Source organism: Nocardioides sp. Soil777 (genome assembly GCF_001428425.1).
Classification (GTDB): domain Bacteria; phylum Actinomycetota; class Actinomycetes; order Propionibacteriales; family Nocardioidaceae; genus Nocardioides; species Nocardioides terrigena.
The window spans coordinates 79669-97260 of record NZ_LMSN01000021.1 but is presented as its reverse complement, the minus strand read 5'-3'; the positions used below and the strand labels follow the sequence as shown (position 1 = coordinate 97260).

Sequence of the window (17592 nt, the reverse complement as noted above, 5' to 3'; positions counted from 1 at the left end):
CACTCTCCTCCGCGACCGCCCGGATCCGATCGCAGACCTGAGGGGACCCGGCATGGACTTCAACTCCGCCAACAAGTCGTGCTCCTTCTGCGGGTTCCAGGGGACGTCCGAGACGCGGTTCGCGGGCGGTCTCGGCGCCATGATGTGCGTCGACTGCCTCGAGTTCTACCACCACAAGTTCAGCTCGCCGGAGCGGCTGGAGACGATCTCGCGGCCCCCCTGGGACGAGATGTCCGACACCGAGATCCTCGCCAAGCTCCCCCTGATCGCCGACACCGCGACGCAGGTCAACGGCTTCCTCGGCGAGTGGGTGCAGATGGCGCGTGAGCGGCACCTCTCCTGGGCGGAGATCGGTCAGGCGCTCGGGGTGTCGCGCCAAGCCGCCTGGGAGCGCTTCGCCGGGAGCAAGACCCGCAAGAGCAACGCCTCCGCCTGACACACGGGCCGTCCGGCCGTCCGAGACGTGGGCTGTGGGTTGGGCTCACCCCCGTGCAGCCCAACCCACAGCTCGGCGGGGTAGTCCTTCACCCGCCTCGTCAAGACTACCCTGACGCACCGTCCGTGTCCCACAGGACGCGCACATCGTGCCCCTGGCCTCCCGGTCCAAGGGAAGCCCAAGCGGCCGCGAGTAGCGTCCCGAGAGTCCGGCGGCCGGTCTCGGAGCTCCAAGGCCCGGACCATCCGGGGCGCCTTCGTCCGGCCCCGTCTCGGCGTCCCGTGAGGTCGAGGAGGCATCGTGAGCCCGGAGGAACCGACTGCCCAGGTGTCTCGCCGACTCTTCCTGAGGACCGGGGCGCTGGGGACGGCCGGCCTCCTCGGAGTCTCCTCCCACGCCGCCTGGAGTCCCCTTCTGGCGCAGCGTGGACTCCTGACCCCCGACGGCGTCTTCTCCGCCGTCGGCACCGCACTGGCCGACGCAGTGTTCTACACCGAGCACTTCCCCATCAGTCCGCTGATCCTGCACCCGTTCCAGGACCAGCTGCCCGTGCCCCGCGCACTAACCCCGGTGGCCCTGTCGGACGTCAGGGGCTGGAGCCTCCCCCCGGGCCCGGGACTCGGTGAGCAGAGCTCGCTGCGCAACGAACGGCACCAGAAGTGGCCCTCCCAGGTGGGCTACCCGGACCCGATCGTCTACCACATCGAGCTGCTGGTGCGCCCGCACTCCTGGACCACGTCGAAGGTCCTCCCCATCGACGGCGAGGGCAGACCGACCGAGTCCTTCGACCGCGAGGGCCGCGTCTTCGCCCCCGGCACGGAGCGGACTCTCCCGCCGAGCACGATCTACGGGTTCAACGGCACCTTCCCGGGGCCGATGATCAACGCGGAGTACGGCAGGCCGGTCCTGGTCCGCTTCGTCAACCGGCTCGACGAGAACCCCTACGACCTCGACCGCCAGGACTTCGGGGCACCGGACTGGTCGTTCCTCACCCACCTGCACAACGGGCACACCGCGCCCGAGAGCGACGGCAACCCGCACTACGCGATGACGATGGGTCCCCGGAGGATGGGCTACCTGCCCGGCAGCTGGGTCGACAACCTCTACCTGAACTGGCCCGCCGGTGGGGACGAGCGGGAGAAGCAGAGCTTCTTCTGGTTCCACGACCACCGGATGGACCACACCGGGTCCAACGTCTACAAGGGCATGGTCGGGCTCTACCCGATCTACGACCCGTCCAACGGGACGGACATGGGCGACGAGCGGCGCGGGCTCCGGTTGCCCGGGGTCCGGACGGACCGTCCGGACGGGGCCTTCGACGTGGCCTACGACATCCCCCTGGCCCTGCACGACCTGCGCCTCGACGACGGCGTGACCCCGCACCACGACATCCACGACACCCAGGGCGACTTCCCGGGGACGGGCAACCCCGCCGAGCACCCGGAGTGGTGGGGCACGACGTTCTTCAAGCACTTCCCGAACCACGGGTTCGTCGGGGACGTCTTCGGCGTCAACGGTGTGGCCTACCCGGTGCTGCAGGTGAAGCGGCGCAAGTACCGCTTCCGGTTCCTGGACGCGTCCGTCGCCCGGATCTACGAGCTGGCCCTGATGAGCTCCACCCAGGGTCCACGCTCGGCGGCCTCCCTGGGGTACGTCGACGACGAGCTCCAGGGGCAGTACCGGATCCCTGACGGCCAGCAGTGCATGCGTTTCACGCAGATCGCCTCGGACGGCGGGCTGCTCCCCTTCCCGCTGGTGCGGGACAGCTTCGAGCTGTGGCCCGCCAAGCGTCGCGAGGTGGTCGTGGACTTCACGCGATATCTCGACGGGTCTCCCACCACGAAGGGGGACGTCGTCTACCTGACCAACGTGATGAAGATGCCCGACGGCCGGATGTGGGAGAGCTCCTCCCGCTCGTCACCCGACGCGGCGTACAAGGTCCCGATCCTGAAGTTCGTCATCGGCGACACGGCGCCGGACGACAGCCAGGTCCCGCGCGTGCTGCGTCCCCTGCCCCCGCTGCCCCCGCGCTGGAAGGACCTGATGCCGAACCGGCTGATCTTCGAGGTCAAGCGCGGCGCGCTGGGGGGAGAGACCGAGTGGCTGATCAACGGCGAGCCGTTCGAGCCGGACAGCGTCGCGCGGAGCCTGAGGAACCCGGCCGGCCGGAGGCCCCTCGCCGAGCAGCGCATGGGCAGCTTCAACCTCTGGGAGATCCGCAACGGGGGCGGCGGCTGGGTGCACCCGTTCCACCTGCACATGGAGGAGCACCGCACGGTGATGCGCAACGGCCGCGACGTGACCACCACCCCGCAGAGCGGTCACCCCGACGACGTCTCCCGCGAGGACCTCGCCTCCCTGGACCCGAACGGATCGGTCGTCGTGTACCGCGGGTTCCGCGACTTCGTGGGGCCCTACGTCGCCCACTGCCACAACCTGGCGCACGAGGACCACTCCATGATGTTCGGCTGGTCGATCACGCCATGACCTCCGTCGGCCGCCCGTCGCCGGCGGTGGTGCGGCCCGAGGTCGTGCAGCCGAGGGTGTACGACGGGACGCGAGATGTCGCGTGGCTCACCGTCCTCGGGCTGGCGGCCTCGATGGCGTTCGCGGACATGTTCTGGGTGGTGTCGCTGCGTCAGGTCGCCGGTGCCATCGAGCGCACCTCCGATCCGTTCACCGACTGGGTCCGCGAATCGACGCTGCTGCTCCCCACCTACGTCGCCGCGGTGCTCTGCGTCCGCGTCGTACGCCGTCGACGCGTCCCGACCGCTGCGGCCGACGGCCGGCCACGGGTCGCCACGGCACTCGTGCTCGTGGGCGTCGGCACTCTGGTCGGCGTGCTCGCGCTGGCCGCCAGCTCCCTCTACGACTACCGGCTGGAGCTGACGCTGCTGGGGCACACGTCTCACGGGAGCTGCGTCGTGGACTGCCTGGACTCGCAGCGCACGAGCACGGCCGTCCTGCAGCTGAAGTCGCTGGGTCTCGGCAGCGCGCTCATCCTGGCCACGAACCTGGTGGTCGTCGGCTGGGTCACCGCGCTCCTCGGCGGCCGACTTCGCCTCGACCGGTCCGGGCACCCACGACCTGGTCACCGCCTCAGCGGGGTCCACCGCCGGGACGGGGGGACGGCCGTGCTCGCCTCGGCACTCGTCGGGGCGGCGGTCCTGCATGCCGCGGTCGTTCCGGACCATGCGTCGGAGTGGCCGGTGGCGGGCGCGTTCTTCGTGGCGCTGGCGTGTGTCCAGGCGGGCACCGCGGCCGCCGTCGTGCACCACGGCGGCCCTGTCTCGTGGACGACGGCAGCGCTGGTGAGCGCCGTCCCCCTGGCGATCTGGCTGTGGTCCCGCACGGTCGGGATCCCCTCGGGACCGGACGCAGGCGCCGTCGAGTCCCTGGGTGTGGCCGACCTCGCGGCCGGGAGCCTCGAGCTCGCGACGCTGGTGCTCGTCGGGTCGTGGGCCTGGCACCGCCGCCACCCCCTCGCGGGCCGTCCCGTGCTCACGCTCGACGTCACCCTCATCGCCCTCGTCGCGCTCCTCGCCGTCACCGCGCTCGGCCTGGGCGGCAGCGGCCTCGACTGGCTCGACCTCACCAGCGGCACCGGCCACGTCCCCGGGTGAGGGCGTCACGCAGGAGCGGGCTCGTCACCCTGCGTCGTGGGCAGTCGCACGGTGAACGTGCTCCCCTGCCCCGGGCGCGAGTCGACCGTGACGCTGCCGTGGTGCCGCTCGGCGATGGCCCTGACGATCGAGAGCCCGAGGCCGGTCCCCGGCACGGCCTCCCGGACGGCTGACGGCGCCCGGTAGAAGCGGTCGAACAGGCGATCCACGTCCTTGGGAGCGATGCCGACGCCCGTGTCGCTGACGCTCACCGACACGGTCGCCCCCTCGTCCCGGACCCGGATGTCCACGCGACCTCCGGCGGGGGTGAACTTGAGGGCGTTCGACACGAGGTTCATCACCGCACGCTCCACCTGCTCGGCGTCGGCGTCGAGCTCGACCTGCTCACCCGGCGCATGGATCTCGACCTCGACGCCCGACCTGCCTCGGGCGACGTCCAGGGTGTGCAGCGCCTGCTCCACGACCTCGACCAGGTCCGTACGACGCACCCGCAGGTCGAAGGTGCCGTCCTCCACGCGCGAGAGGAGGAGCAGCTCCTCGAGCATCATGAGCAGCCGGCGGGCGTTGCGATCGGTGCGTTGCAGCGCGAGTCGCTGCGCGGGCGACGTGGCTCCGAGCGAGTCGTCCAGGAGCATCTCGAGGTTGCCGATGACACTCGTCATCGGGGTCCGGAGCTCATGGCTCACGGATGCGATGAAGTCGGTCTTGGCCCGGTCGAGCTCGACGAGGCGCTGCCCCGCGTCCCGCTCGCGGTCCAGGGCCGACCGCAGGACCTGCTCGGCCCGCCGGTTGCGGGTGACGTCCTCCGCGATGCCGAGCCACCCGATGCGCCGCCCCTCGGCGTCGTGGCGCGGGGACACGCGCAGCGAGACGATGAGCTCCTCCCCCGTGCGCGTCCGCCAGACCCAGTCACGACGGTCCGAAGCCGAGTCACCCTCGAGCGGCGCCACCAGCACGCGGAGGCCCGGCGCCATGCCGGCCTCCGACGCCCTGCGGTCGAGCTGGTCGGCGTCGTGCCACCAGGCCGGGGTCGCGTGGCCGACGACGTCCGCGGCCGTCCAGCCCAGCAGGTTCTCCGCGCCGGCGTTGAACGAGGTGACGTTGCCGACCGGGTCCGTGGTGATGATCGCGGTCTGGGTCGCGGCCTCCATGACCCCCTCGAGGGTCTCGGCGCTCGTGCGGGCTCGCGTGAGGGACGCGGCCAGCTCGTCGGTCAGCAGGGCGACAGGCAGGGAGACGAGCGCCGAGGCCACCAGCGCGGCCTGCAGCAGCGTCCCGACCGTCTCGGGCGGGTAGTCCAGGCTCGCCACGGCGTAGGGGAACGGACCCCGGCCGGCCGTGGTGAGCAGGGACATCGCGATCCCCGAGAGCAGGAGCTGCGCGGCCGCGATGCGGACCCCGAAGCGGGCGGCTCCCCACACCAGGACCGGCATGGGCGCGAAGGCCAGTGGCAGCTCACCCTTGGTGCCGAAGACGGCTCCGACCACGAGTGCCAGCACGACCGACTGGACCACGAGCTCCTGGCGAGACGCGTGCCCACGCGTGGGGAGGTGGGCCATGGTCATCGGGACGATGATCAAGATGGCGGCCGCGTGCGACGCGAAGACGGCCCGCATCGTCACGGAGGCCGACGGGTCGAGCCCGGCCACGGTCACGCCTGCCACGACAGCGGCGGCGCCGGCGCCGCAGGCGGCCGCCAGCACGAGTCGGCCGAGGTCGGGGAGGCGGGAGAAGCCCGGCGGAGTCGAGGCACCCCGGTAGAACGAGGCGACCACCACCACCTCGCACGCGTTGGCCACGCCGAAGCCCACCGCGGTCTCCCAGGGCCTGCCGCCCCAGATGTTGGCCAGGGTGGTCACCACCGCGATCCCGAGCACGGTCAGCGGCAGCCGGTCGCGACGCGTCCACAGCGCCAGCGCCACCGCGACGCCCGAGGCCGGCCACCACGCGGCGACGCTGCTCTGAGGAGGCGCGAGCCAGACCGACGCGGACGCCAGGAAGAAGACGACGACCAGGGCGGCCGCCCACCAGAGCACCCAGGCGTGGGGGGCGGTCGACCAGCCCCTCGCCCCGCCCTCCCGCAGCCGTCCCGGCGAGCTCACCGCGACGCCGCCGACCGGCCGGTCGGGGTGGGTGGCCTCATGGCGGCATCCTCGCAGAACGGGGCCCGGTCCGCGTCCGAGGACCGGGCCCCGTCCCCGGGGACAGCACGGCCGCCTCGAGAGGACCTACCGCCACCGCTCGCCCGCGGTCGGGGCCGATGGATACCGTGGCACCAGCGACCCGGCCGTCGAGCACGCCGGGCCGGTGGTCGCGAAGGAGATGTGCGATGACAGGTCACCAGGACGCCGGGGCGACGGGGGCACGCGTTCGTCACTACTACGACGCGAACACCTGGAAGTTCCTGGTCAGCGGAAACCAGCGCGCGATCCACCGTGAGCTCTGGGGGCCCGGCGTCACCTCGGCCGACGAGGCGGTGCACCACGCGCACACCCTGGTCCTCGACGAGCTGGGACCGGCGGACTCACGGGTGCTGGACCTCGGCTGCGGGGTGGGCACGACGGCCCTCCACCTGGCGCAACGCCGACCGGTCGAGGTCGTCGGTGTGTCCATCAGCCCCGCACAGGTCCGGCTGGCCCAGCGGTTCGCAGCACGCAACGAGCGGCTTCAGGGAAGCGTCCGGTTCCGGACCGCCGACTTCACCGACCTGCCGCACGAGCTCACGGGCTTCGACCTGGCCGTCGCCATCGAGTCGTTCGTCCACGCCGATCCGGCCGCAGCGTTCTTCCGCGAGGCCGCTCGGGCACTTCGACCGGGGGGAGCCCTCGTCGTCATCGACGACTTCCGCCTCTGTGCCCCCTCCGACCCACGACTCAGCGACGTCCGTGACGGCTGGCACATGGCGACGCTGCTCTCCGAGCCCGAGGCCGCCCGACTCGCCGCCGCAGCAGGGCTGGACCTGCAAGTGTCTCGGGACCTCTCGTCGCTGCAACGCCTGGGCCGGCCGCGCGACCGGCTCGTCCGTGCTGCCCAGCCGGTGCTCCGCCGGCTCAGGAGCCGTTCGGTGTGGGCACAGTCGATGGTGGGTGGGGACGCCCTTCAGCGGTGCCACCGGCAAGGACTCCTCGCCTACCGCCTGCTCCGGTTCGTCCGCGGGTCGTGACGATGAGCGGAAGTGCACGACTGGGGACTGCGGCGCGGCAGGCACTCCTTCGTGCGGTGATCCCCCTTCGGGCTGCGCCCGCCCAGGTGAGGACTCGCGCGGCGGTCGCCGCTCTCCCGCTCGCGCTCCTCGTGGGCGCGTGCGGGGGTGACGACCCCGCCGCGTCCCCGCGGTCGACGACGGTCGAGCGGACGGCGGCCACCGCGACGCCCCGACCCACGGTCAGCACGACTTCCGGGAAGGATGAGACCGTGCGCGACCCCACCCCCGACGCCGAGCAGCAGGCCGCCCTGGACGAGCGGCTGCGGGATGCCGCCTGGGACAACGACGTTGCCCTGGCCAGGCGACTCGTCGCGCAAGGTGCCGACGTCAACGCCAAGGACGACACCGAGCAGTCGGCCTACCTCATCGCGACCAGCGAGGGACACCTCGACCTGCTCCGCCTGACGCTGCAGAACGGCGCGAAGGTCGACGACAAGGACAGCTGGAACGGCACCGGCCTCATCCGCGCCGCCGAACGCGGACACGGGCTGGTCGTCGGCGAGCTGCTCCGGGCCGGCATCGACCGCGACCACGTCAACCGGATCGGCTACCAGGCCATCCACGAGGCGGTCTGGCTCGGCGAGGACACGCCGTCCTACGCCACCACCGTGCGGGTGCTGGCGGCGGCCGGCGTACAGCTCGACCTCACCTCGCCGTCCGCGGGACTGACCCCCCTGGAGATGGCCGTCGCACGGAGCCACCGCGGTCTGGAGCGCATCCTGCGGACGGTGACGACCGCCGATCGTCCCGACGCCCCGGACGCCGGGCTGCTGCGGGCGGCGGAGGCGGGTGACGCCGACGCCGTCGCCGTCGCGCTGCGGGCCGGCGCCGACATCGAGGCGCGCGACGAGCGCGATCGCACCGCCCTCCTCCTCGCCTCGACCTTCGACCGGGTGGCGGTGGCCGAGCTCCTCGTCGCGATGGGCGCAGATCCCGACGCGTTGGACGAGCGCCACCACACCCCCTGGCTCGTCACGGGCGTGACGGGGAGCGTGGCGATGCTCGAGGCACTCCTGCCGGCCGGCCCCGACCTGACGATCCGCAACCGCTTCGGCGGCCTGTCCCCGATCCCCGCCAGCGAACGCGGCCACGTCGACTACGTACGACGCGTGGTGAAGACCTCCGTGGACCTCGACCACGTGAACGATCTCGGCTGGACCGCCATGCTCGAAGCAGTCATCCTCGGCGACGGGGGACGCAGGCACCAGCAGATCGTGCGCATCCTCCTCGACGCCGGAGCCGACCCCACGATCTCCGACCGCGACGGCGTGACCCCCTTGCAGCACGCCCAGCGCCGCGACCATGACCGGCTCGCCTCCATCCTGCGCCGCCGCTCAGGCTGAGCCTGGCGTCGAGCTCGCCGACACCTCCCGACATCCAGCTCGGTCGGAGCGCCCGTCGCACCCGCCCCACAGCAAAAAACCGCCTCGACCTGCTGATCAGCAGGTCAGAGGCGGTTCATGGTTGGTGGGCGATACTGGGTTCGAACCAGTAATCTAGCTCTTTTCGGACATTGCCCCTGAGCAGCCAATTAGCCCTCTGACCTGCGGTTATCGCGTCCAGTGACGCGCGTTCTTGCTGGACCTCTTTGGACACGAATACCCTTCTGGTGGACACGTAGTGGACACGAGAAGGGGCACCGTCGCTGTGGCAAAGGCAGCAGAGCGCCGCAACTTCGGGCAGATCATCAAGCTGCCCAGCGGCCGGTATCGAGCGCGGTACGCGGACCCCGACGGGCATCGGACCGAGGCGGGCCACATCGTTCGTCACAATGCTCCGCACACCTTCACGAGCCGAGCCGACGCAGAGGCCTGGCTCGTGGACGAACGGCGACTGATCACGAGCGGCGACTGGATCTCCCCCGCCGCTCGTCTCAATCATCGCCGCGAGAAGGCTCCGACGATGGGCGAGTACGCGCCCCGATGGTTGGCCGCACGCAAGGTGAAGGGCAGGCCCCTGGCGGACCGGACCCGCGACCACTACCAAGAGCTCCTGGACCGCTTCATCCTTCCCACCTTCAACAACGTCGAGCTCAGGGCCATCACCCCCGAGGCCGTCGCCAACTGGTACGACACCGCTGCCGTCGGCACCCCCACCTACCAGGCCCACGCGTACTCACTCCTACGAGCGATCATGAGGACCGCCGCCGACCCGACCAAGAACAGCGGCCGACCGCTCGTCGCATTCAACCCGTGCGGCATCGCCGGTGGTGGCTCCTCGAGAAGCCAACGCAGGATTCGACCGGCCACAGCACAGGAAGTTGCGACCATCGTCGCGGCGATGCCCGAGCGCCATCAGCTCATGGTCCTGTTGGCCGACGGTTGTGCACTGCGTTTCGGGGAGCTCGCCGAGCTGCGGCGCTCCGACGTCGACACCACGAACGCCGTCATCCGCGTACGCCGAGGCGTCGTCCGCTCCAGGTCGGCAGGGGTCATCGCCAAAACCCCCAAGAGCGATGCCGGAATCCGCGACGTGCCCATCCCGCCGGACATCCTCGACGCCGTGCTTGACCACAAGGCACGTCATGCGGCTCCCGGGGCGAAGGGCCTCATGTTCCCCGGCCGCAGCGCTGAGCACCTCTCCCCCAGCGCGTTCTACGGCAAGGCCACGAAGAAGCGCCGCGGCAAGACCGACACGAAGGGTTGGGGCTGGTACGAAGCCCGCCGCCTCGCCGGACGAGAAGACCTCCGCTTCCACGACCTCAGGCACGGCGCCCTCACCGAGGCAGCCCGACACGGCGCCACCCTTGCCGAGCTCATGGCACTCGGTGGCCACTCGACCAGCCAAGCGGCCATGCGATATCAACAGGCCGCCTCGAGCCGCCTGGCCGAACTAGCGCGCAAACGTTCCGAAGCCCGCGGATGGACACCTAGCACGGAGCAGTCGTAGGCGAGGCACGCAACTCCGGTTAGTCGTCCCGCTTCGACGCTCCGAACAAACCGTCGAGCATCTGACTACGGATCAGGCGGTTGCGGATCAGAGCCCCCCTGTTGGAATCGCGACGACCTAATCACTACAGACGAGGGCCTCGGGACCGCACAACAATCGGGTGGAGAACCCGCTCTCACCTGCACAGATGCGGTCCGCCGACCTCCAAGGAGTCCGATCACTTCCGGCACGATCCGGCGAGATATCCGTTGCTTCGCCGGAGTATCCACGGAATTTCGTCAGGCGTCCTCCGCCGTTCGGCCGGTCCCAGGAATGGTCAGGAACCTGCGTTGATTCCTGTCACTCGAGTGCGTGAGTCGAACGGCCGATGTTCTGCTAGTCCCGACATGACGTTGCACCTTCGAGCCGATAGCCCCTGTCAGTGGACCGCAGCGGTGCGGCGGTAGCGACCCTGTGCGCAAGGTCATGGTGCCGCCGCCTTGGATCGTTCCAACAAACCCGGGAGGCTTGTCGTACCGACCCCCACAGATGACGGAGACCACCCATGTCCCCCACCGTAGTCGACCAGAAGCTCTCGTCCCTGGAGCACCGCTACGCCGAGTCCATCCACCGCGCCCTCGCGCAGGAGGACCACGCCACCGCCGCCCGCCTGGGTGCGTCGTACGACGCGAAGGCTCGTCGCCTGCAGGAGCTGCGCGACCCCGGCCTCAACCCGCTGCGCCGTATGGCCCTGCAGACCATGACGCGGATCGGCTGACCCACGCCACCCGCTGGGTCAGTCCAGCCACCGCACCTGGCGGGGTTTGGCCTCGTCGTACGCCGCCCTTCCGGACAGCGACGCCGGGACCCCGGTCTCCCACCACGAGCCGGCCTCGGTCCAGGTCGAGGGGTGGGTGCGACATACGACCACGACCGGGCGCTGCGAGTCCTTGGCCGCCTGTCGCGCACGCAGGTACGCCGCCCGGAGCTCGTCGATCCCGGCACCGGCCGGCACGTCCTCGACCAGGCAGCCCAGCGACCGGGCGTGGGCGGCGAAGTCGACCCGGACGCTGCCGTCCGCACCGGGGCCGCGCGAGTCCGCGAGCATGTTGTTGAACCCCTCGGCACCCTGATTGGTCTGCAGCCGGTGGATGACCGCGAAGCCGCCGTTGTCGCACAGGACCGCGACGTAGGGGTGCCCGGCGAAGGCCGCCGAGTAGAGCTCGGAGTTGAGCATCAGGTAGGAGCCGTCGCCGAACAGGGCGGTGACCACGCCGTCCGGGTGGGTCTGCGCGCGGGCCATCGAGGCGCCCCACGGGGCGACCACCTCGTAGCCCATGCAGGAGAAGCCGTACTCCAGGTCCATGGTGGCCCCTGAGGTGGCGCCGGCGTCGGGCTTCACGTCGCCGGTGCGCCAGCCGCCGTGCAGCTCCCCCGGCATCCCGCCGGACGCGGTGAGCACGTAGTCGTCGGGCGTGCTGGCGTCGCTGACCATGCCCACGACCTGCGCGTAGGTGAGCGCACCGTCGGGCGCGGTCCCGAGCCTCAGTCCGTCGACGTGCTCGTCCCAGCCCGCCTTCTCCTCCGCGGCGGTCGCCGACCAGTCGGTCGCGGCGACCCAGTCGTCCAGGGCACCCGAGAGCTCGGTCAGCGTCTCCTTGGCGTCCCCGACCACGGCGTGGGCGTTGCGCTTCACCGCATCGAAGCGTGCGGCGTTGACGGTGACGATCCGAACGTCCGGTGAGAAGGCGGTCCACGATGCCGTGGTGAAGTCCTGCAGCCGGGTGCCGACGGCGAGCACGACGTCGGCCGCGGCGGCGAGGTTGTTGGCCGAGGTGGCGCCGATGATGCCGAGCGCCCCGCCGTACAGACGGTGCTGGTGTGGGACGAGCGTCCGGCCCGCGACCGTCTCGACCACGGGCACGCCGTGTGTCTCGGCGAAGGCGAGCGCCTCGGCGGCGGCGCCGGAGTAGCGCACCCCTCCCCCGACGACGAGCAGGGGGCGCTCGGCCGTCCGGAGGATGTCGACCGCGGCTGCGAGCGCGTCGCGGTCGGCGCGCGGGCGGGGTACGGCGTGCAGTCGAGGCTCGAACATGCCGACAGGGAAGTCGTACTCCTCCACCTGGACGTCCTGCGGCAGCGCGAGCACGACTGGGCCGGCGTCGGCCGGGTCGGTGAGCACACGGGCCACTTGGGGCAGCGAGGCGAGCAGCTGCTCGGGGCGGGTGATCCGGTCGAAGTAGCGGGCCACCGGACGGAAGGCGTCGTTCACCGACGTGGTGGGGTCGCCGAAGTGCTCGACCTGCTGCAGCACCGGGTCGGGCGCGCGGCCGTGGAAGGTGTCCCCGGGGAGCAGCAGCACCGGGAGCCGGTTGGCGTGCGCGAGGCCCGCCGCGGTGACCATGTTGAGTGCCCCTGGTCCGACCGAGCTGGTCGCGGCCATCACCTGGCGGCGGTCGGTGGCACGGGCGTAGGCGACGGCGGCGAGCGCCATGCCCTGCTCGGTCTGGCCTCGCCAGGTGGGCAGCTCGTCGCGCACGTCGTGCAACGCGGTGCCGAGGCCGAGGACGTTGCCGTGCCCGAAGATCCCGAAGATTCCGGCGAAGAGCGGCACCTCGCTGCCGTCGAGCAGCTGTGAGCGCTGCGCGATCATCCAGCGGACCAGTGCCTGCGCGGTGGTGAGGCGAACGGTCGTCATGACGGGTCCTTCCTTGGGGTGATCCGGCCCGATGCCGAGGTGGCCGGACACCGGGGATCCTGCGCCATGTCGGCCCAGCTGTCCCGCACCCAGGCGTGGTCGGTGTCGTCGCAGAACGCCAGGGCTCGCTCCTCGGCGGGTCCGGCCATCACGTTGAGGTAGTACATGGGGTAGCCGGGCGCCGCGATGCACGGCCCGTGATAGCCGTGAGGCACGAGCACGACGTCGTGGTCGCGCACCTCGATCAGCTCGTCGAGTGCCGCGAGCCCAGCGTCCTCGTGCTCGGCACCGGTGTAGGTACGGTGGTAGCCGAAGCCGACCCGGGACGGGGTCACCTGGTCGGCTCCGGCGATCCGGTAGTAGTAGATCTCCTCGTTGACCACGGGGCAGGGAGCGCTCGCGTCGTGCTTGTGCGGCGGGTAGCTCGACCAGTTGCCGGGGGGCGTGATCAGCTCGCAGCAGACCAGCTTGTCGGCGTGGTCCCAGACCCCGGGCACGCCGAAGTTGGTCACCTGACGGGTCGCGTTGCCGGCGCCGCGCACCTCGACCGGCACGTCGGCCGCAGGACCGTACGCCGGCGGCAGCACCTTGGTGCAGCGTGCCGTGGGCAGGGCGACCTCGGCCCCGTCGTCGCTGGTGAGGTGCACGACGCTGTCGCGACCGACGTACGCGAAGTCGGTGACCGCGTCGAAGACCGAGGTCCGGCCGGTCAGCGTGTAAGAGCCGAGGGGAACTCCGTCCCCATCGAGGACGTCGACCGTGACCGCGCCGCCGGACAGGGGCAGTACGAACGCCTCGGAGCCCCCCGTCCGCACGGTGCGCAGCACGCCGGGCGCGAGGCGAAGCACCGCGATCCCGGTCCACGTCCAGCCGGCGTCCTCGGGGGTGAGGTCGACGACGGTGTCGTCGTCGTCCTCACCGAGCCAGGAGCGGTGCAGGCTCACTGCGGCGCCTCGCCGTGGGCGACGCGCAGTACGGTCGCGGCGGCGGCGACCGCGGAGCGCACGTCGCCGTCGGGCGGGTAGAGCAGGGCCCGGCCCACCACGAGTCCGCGCACGGTGGGCTGCTTGAGGGCCCGGCCCCACGACTCGAGATCCTTGTCCGGTTCCGGGCTGGGCACTCCCCCGAGCACGACGCACGGCAGGGTCGTGGCGTTGAACACGGCCTCCGGGTCGTCGCACGACGGCATCTTCAGCCAGGTGTGTGCACTGGTGGTGCCCAGCGCACTGGCGATGGTGATGGCCCGGGCCAGGGCTGGCGTGTCCTTGAGCAGGCGCAGCGAACCGTCGTCGGACCGGTGGTAGGGCAGCGGCTCGACCATCGCGACGAGCCCGAGGGCGGCGAGCTCGCCCACCGCGAGCGCACATCCCTCGAGGGTGCCGGCTGTGGAGGGGTCGCGGTCGTCGATCCGCAGCAGCATCTTGCCGCCCTCGAGGCCGCACGCCGCGATGCTCGCGGCGTCGTAGCCGGTGAACCGGTCGTCCATCGTCCAGGTGGCGCCGTCCAGCCCACCGCGGTTCATCGAGCCGATGACCACCTTGCCCTCAAGGGCGCCGAGTAGTAGCAGCTCCTCGACGATGTCGGGACTGCCGAGGACGCCGTCGACGTCGGGGTGCTCCAGCGCCTCGACGAGGCGGGCGAGCAGTGACCGCCGGTCGGCCATGGCCATGGCGTCGCCGCCGGACGCGAGCGCGCCACGGGCGGGGTGGTCGGCGGCGACGAGGAAGATGGTGCCCCGCTCCGAGAGGAGGCCGGTGGGGCGACGCCGCGCGGCGTACGCCTTGGACACCGCACGGGGGTCGGTGGCCCTGGTCGTGAGCAGGCCCTCCCACTGGGCGTCGCTGAGGTACGGAACACGGATGTCTGCGGTGGCGGTCATGCGGAGGCTCCTCGGGTGGCGACGAGAGCATCGAGCTCCGCCGCGGTGGGCATGGCGTCTGCGCAGGCGAGGCGGGAGGCGACGACGGCTCCCGCAGCGTTGGCGTACTCGGCGATCCGGACGGGTTCCCAGCCGGACAGGAGACCGTGCACCAGCGCGCCGCCGAAGGCGTCGCCGGCACCGAGGCCGCACACGACCTCGACAGGGTGGGGCGGCACGACGCGTCGGTCGTCCTGGGTGGCGACGAGCACGCCCTCGCCACCCATCTTGACCAGCGCCAGCTCGACCCCACGGTCGAGGAGACGAGTGGCAGCCTCGTGCGGATCGGCGGTGCCGACGGCGACCTCCACCTCGGCACGGTTGCCGACCACGACGGTCGCCGAGTCGAGCATCTGGTCGTACTCCTCCCGCGCATCCTCCGGGGAGGGCCAGAACATCGCCCGCCAGTCGAGGTCGAGACAGGTCCACCGACCGGAGCCGGCGGCTGGGCGGCCACGGTGCTCGAGCATGTCGAACTGGGTGCTCCGCGCGGGTTCGACGCTGACCCCGGTGCCGGTCACCCACAGGATCGCGACGTCGCGGACGAGGTCCCAGGGGACGTCGTCGGCCGTGAGGGTGAGGTCCGGCGCGACGGGCATCCGGTAGAAGAGCAGCGGCGGGTCCTCGGGCGGGTCGAGCTCGCAGAACACCACAGGCGTCAGCAGGTGCTCGGCGGTGCCGACGTACGACGCGTCCACGCCGAAGCCGGCGAGCGCCTCGCGCACGTAGTCGCCGAAGCCGTCCGGCCCGACCTTGGTGAGCACGGCCGTGTGGTGGCCGAGTCGGGCGGCGCCGACCGCGACGTTGGTGGCGGTCCCGCCGAGGAACTTGCGGAACGTGGTCACGTCCTTGAGGGGACCGGTCTGCTCGGGGTAGAGGTCCACGCCCACGCGGCCCACCGTGAGCAGGTCGAGGCCGGACACGGTGCTCACCACGACCCCACGTGCTTCTCGATCGTCTCGCGCATGAACAGGCTGGACTCGCGGGCGCGGTCCTCCCAGGCGAAGACGCAGGACGTCATGACGTTGTCCTCACCCTCGCCGAAGCCGAGCCGGCCGAGCGTCTCGAAGAACAGGTCCCAGTCCACCTCGCCCTGCCCGATGTCGAGGTGCTGGTGCACCCGCACGGTGTTGCCGGGCGGGTTGGTGATGTAGCGCAGCCCGGACGAACCGGTGTGGTCGAACGAGTCCGCCAGGTGCAGCTGGGTCATGAGCGGTCCTGCGTGCTCCATGATCTCGACCATGTTGCCGCCCATGTGGAAGGTGTGCGGCGCGCAGTAGAGGAACGAGACCAGGGGTGAGTTGATGCCGCGGATCATGTCGACGGCGACGAGTCCGTCCTCGACGAAGTCGTCCGGGTGGGGCTCCAGCCGGAGCTGGACGCCCTCCCGCTCGAAGACAGGGAGCAGCTCCTCCATCGACTTCCAGAACATCGCCTCGCTGAGGCTGGACTGCTCGGGGCGGCCGTTGAACTCGGAGTTCATGATCTGGCAGTCCAGGTCGACCGTCATCTGGATGGCGCGCTTCCAGTAGCGGACCGCGGCCTGTCGCTCGTCCTCGTCGGGGCCGGACCAGCGGTAGAGGGGCAGGTGTGCGGCGACCTTCACGCCGGCGGCGTCCAGGGCGTTCTTGAAGGCCTTGACCGTGCCGTCGTCGGCGCGCGGGTGCAGGAAGAAGGGCGTGAAGTCCTCACGGGGTGAGAGCTCGATGTACTCGAAGCCCAGCTCCGCGACGAGCGCCGGCAGCTCCAGCAACGGAGTGCTCCGGAACATGTACGGGTCGATCGCGATCTTCATCAGGTGCCTCTCGGTGTCTCGGGTCGGGGCAGGTCAGCTGTAGAGCGCGGGCTTGTCGCCGAGCTCGATCTCGACGCGCTCGCCGCTGTAGAGCGCCTTGACCCCCGCGTCGCACACGACCTGGGCGGCGTAGCCGTCCCACGCGCTCGGGCCACTGGCGCCCTCACCCGAGGCCAGGGCGTGGATCCACTCCTGGAACTCGACGTCGTAGGCGGCGATGAAGCGCTCACGCCAGTCCTCGGGCACGGCTACGCCCACCCGGCTGGCGCTGCGCAGGATCACGTGTCCGCGGTCGGCGAGGGCCGCAGTGCCGTCCTCGCCGACGACCTCGCCCCGGATGTCGTAGCCGTACTTGATGTTGACGGAGGTCTCGACGTTGACCAGGACCCCGGACTCCGTCTCCAGGATCATGAGCAGCGGGTCCTGGAGGTCGCCGCCGTGGCGGTTCGGCTTGGCGGCGATGACGCGGATAGCCGCGAACTCCTCCCCCAGCAGCCAGCGGCTTACGTCGAAGTCGTGCACCGCGGTGTCGACGATCGCCATGTCCCGGGTGTACGTGTCCGGGACCGAGGGGTTGCGGTGACCGGAGTAGTACATCAGCGGCGCACCGACCTCACCCGAGTCGATGACGGCCTTGAGGGACCGGTAGGCAGCGTCGTACCGACGCATGAAGCCGACCTGCACGAGCCGTCGACCGAACGCCACCTCGGCGTCGATGATGTTGCGACAGGCCTCGGGCGTCGTGGCCAGGGGCTTCTCGCAGAAGACGGGCTTGCCCGCTGCGATGGCTGCCAGCACGTAGGTCTCGTGGGTGGGGCCCCAGGAACACACCAGCACCGCGTCGACGTCGTCGGCGGCGATGAGGTCCTCGCCGGTGGCGTGCACCGAGGCGTTCTTGAGCCTCGACGCCACCTCCTCGGCCACCTCGCGGTTGGCGTCGGTGACACCCGTGACCTCCGCGCCGGACAGCACCTCGGTGAGGCGCCTGATGTGGTCCTGGCCGATCATGCCGGTGCCGATCACTCCGACTCGCAGCGTCATGTCAATCC

At 71.0% G+C, this 17592-nt stretch carries 14 protein-coding genes; 7 read left to right on the top strand and 7 right to left on the bottom strand.

What is annotated here, in order from left to right; genetic code table 11:
- Positions 1-52: 52 nt before the first annotated feature.
- From ASG88_RS21840 to ASG88_RS21830, 3 genes are all read left to right on the top strand, one after another.
- Positions 53-436 carry an AsnC family protein gene (locus tag ASG88_RS21840; RefSeq protein WP_056889574.1) on the top strand — a complete coding sequence of 128 codons (384 nt, stop codon included), beginning with the start codon at positions 53-55 and terminating at the stop codon, positions 434-436.
- A 300-nt stretch (positions 437-736) separates the two neighbouring features.
- Positions 737-2923: a multicopper oxidase family protein gene (locus tag ASG88_RS21835; RefSeq protein ID WP_200956552.1), complete on the top strand. Its 2187-nt coding sequence runs from the start codon at positions 737-739 to the stop codon at positions 2921-2923.
- On the top strand, positions 2920-4059 hold the full coding sequence (locus ASG88_RS21830) for a hypothetical protein (protein WP_056889572.1): 1140 nt from the start codon (positions 2920-2922) through the stop codon (positions 4057-4059). The genes ASG88_RS21835 and ASG88_RS21830 overlap by 4 nt, the downstream gene beginning before the upstream one ends.
- A gap of 5 nt (positions 4060-4064) precedes the next feature.
- Here the strand turns inward: ASG88_RS21830 and ASG88_RS21825 are convergent, their stop codons facing one another.
- A complete protein-coding gene (locus ASG88_RS21825) occupies positions 4065-6161 on the bottom strand; it encodes an ATP-binding protein (RefSeq protein WP_082600904.1) in 2097 nt (698 codons plus the stop codon).
- Positions 6162-6388: 227 nt separating this feature from the next.
- On the opposite strand from ASG88_RS21825, the gene ASG88_RS21820 reads away from it, so the two are divergent.
- The 4 genes from ASG88_RS21820 to ASG88_RS21805 all read left to right on the top strand — a co-directional run bounded on the left by ASG88_RS21820 (position 6389) and on the right by ASG88_RS21805 (position 10910).
- Entirely contained in the window at positions 6389-7222 is an 834-nt protein-coding gene (locus ASG88_RS21820; protein WP_056889570.1) for an SAM-dependent methyltransferase, read from the top strand.
- A 251-nt stretch (positions 7223-7473) separates the two neighbouring features.
- The gene (locus ASG88_RS21815; RefSeq protein WP_056889569.1) at positions 7474-8607 is read left to right on the top strand and encodes an ankyrin repeat domain-containing protein; all 1134 of its coding nucleotides are present in this window, start codon (positions 7474-7476) and stop codon (positions 8605-8607) included.
- A gap of 232 nt (positions 8608-8839) precedes the next feature.
- On the top strand, positions 8840-10153 hold the full coding sequence (locus ASG88_RS21810; RefSeq protein WP_200956551.1) for a tyrosine-type recombinase/integrase: 1314 nt from the start codon (positions 8840-8842) through the stop codon (positions 10151-10153).
- A gap of 544 nt (positions 10154-10697) precedes the next feature.
- On the top strand, positions 10698-10910 hold the full coding sequence (locus ASG88_RS21805) for a hypothetical protein (protein ID WP_056889567.1): 213 nt from the start codon (positions 10698-10700) through the stop codon (positions 10908-10910).
- 18 nt (positions 10911-10928) lie between these two features.
- On the opposite strand, the gene iolD is transcribed toward ASG88_RS21805, so the two are convergent.
- Genes iolD through ASG88_RS21775 form a run of 6 tightly spaced genes read right to left on the bottom strand, consistent with a single transcriptional unit; the run spans position 10929 to position 17584 of the window.
- A complete protein-coding gene (iolD, locus tag ASG88_RS21800) occupies positions 10929-12830 on the bottom strand; it encodes a 3D-(3,5/4)-trihydroxycyclohexane-1,2-dione acylhydrolase (decyclizing) (protein WP_056889566.1) in 1902 nt (633 codons plus the stop codon).
- Positions 12827-13774 carry a 5-deoxy-glucuronate isomerase gene (gene iolB, locus ASG88_RS21795; RefSeq protein WP_056889565.1) on the bottom strand — a complete coding sequence of 316 codons (948 nt, stop codon included), beginning with the start codon at positions 13772-13774 and terminating at the stop codon, positions 12827-12829. Before iolB ends, iolD begins: the two co-directional genes overlap by 4 nt.
- Positions 13771-14709: a hypothetical protein gene (locus ASG88_RS21790; RefSeq protein ID WP_056889564.1), complete on the bottom strand. Its 939-nt coding sequence runs from the start codon at positions 14707-14709 to the stop codon at positions 13771-13773. Before ASG88_RS21790 ends, iolB begins: the two co-directional genes overlap by 4 nt.
- Positions 14706-15683 carry a 5-dehydro-2-deoxygluconokinase gene (gene iolC / locus ASG88_RS21785; RefSeq protein ID WP_200956550.1) on the bottom strand — a complete coding sequence of 326 codons (978 nt, stop codon included), beginning with the start codon at positions 15681-15683 and terminating at the stop codon, positions 14706-14708. Before iolC ends, ASG88_RS21790 begins: the two co-directional genes overlap by 4 nt.
- Positions 15677-16543 carry a sugar phosphate isomerase/epimerase family protein gene (locus ASG88_RS21780; RefSeq protein ID WP_056889563.1) on the bottom strand — a complete coding sequence of 289 codons (867 nt, stop codon included), beginning with the start codon at positions 16541-16543 and terminating at the stop codon, positions 15677-15679. The genes iolC and ASG88_RS21780 overlap by 7 nt, the downstream gene beginning before the upstream one ends.
- A gap of 33 nt (positions 16544-16576) precedes the next feature.
- Positions 16577-17584, bottom strand: coding sequence for a Gfo/Idh/MocA family oxidoreductase (locus ASG88_RS21775; RefSeq protein WP_056889562.1), 1008 nt, complete (start codon positions 17582-17584; stop codon positions 16577-16579).
- Positions 17585-17592 lie beyond the last annotated feature (8 nt).

Coding starts and splice junctions, on each gene's coding strand:
- ASG88_RS21840 (WP_056889574.1), top strand. CDS start 53: ATGGACTTCAACTCCGCCAACAAGTCGTGCTCCTTCTGCGGGTTCCAG.
- ASG88_RS21830 (WP_056889572.1), top strand. CDS start 2,920: ATGACCTCCGTCGGCCGCCCGTCGCCGGCGGTGGTGCGGCCCGAGGTC.
- ASG88_RS21820 (WP_056889570.1), top strand. CDS start 6,389: ATGACAGGTCACCAGGACGCCGGGGCGACGGGGGCACGCGTTCGTCAC.
- ASG88_RS21805 (WP_056889567.1), top strand. CDS start 10,698: ATGTCCCCCACCGTAGTCGACCAGAAGCTCTCGTCCCTGGAGCACCGC.
- iolD (WP_056889566.1), bottom strand. CDS start 12,830: ATGACGACCGTTCGCCTCACCACCGCGCAGGCACTGGTCCGCTGGATG.
- ASG88_RS21790 (WP_056889564.1), bottom strand. CDS start 14,709: ATGACCGCCACCGCAGACATCCGTGTTCCGTACCTCAGCGACGCCCAG.
- ASG88_RS21780 (WP_056889563.1), bottom strand. CDS start 16,543: ATGAAGATCGCGATCGACCCGTACATGTTCCGGAGCACTCCGTTGCTG.
- ASG88_RS21775 (WP_056889562.1), bottom strand. CDS start 17,584: ATGACGCTGCGAGTCGGAGTGATCGGCACCGGCATGATCGGCCAGGAC.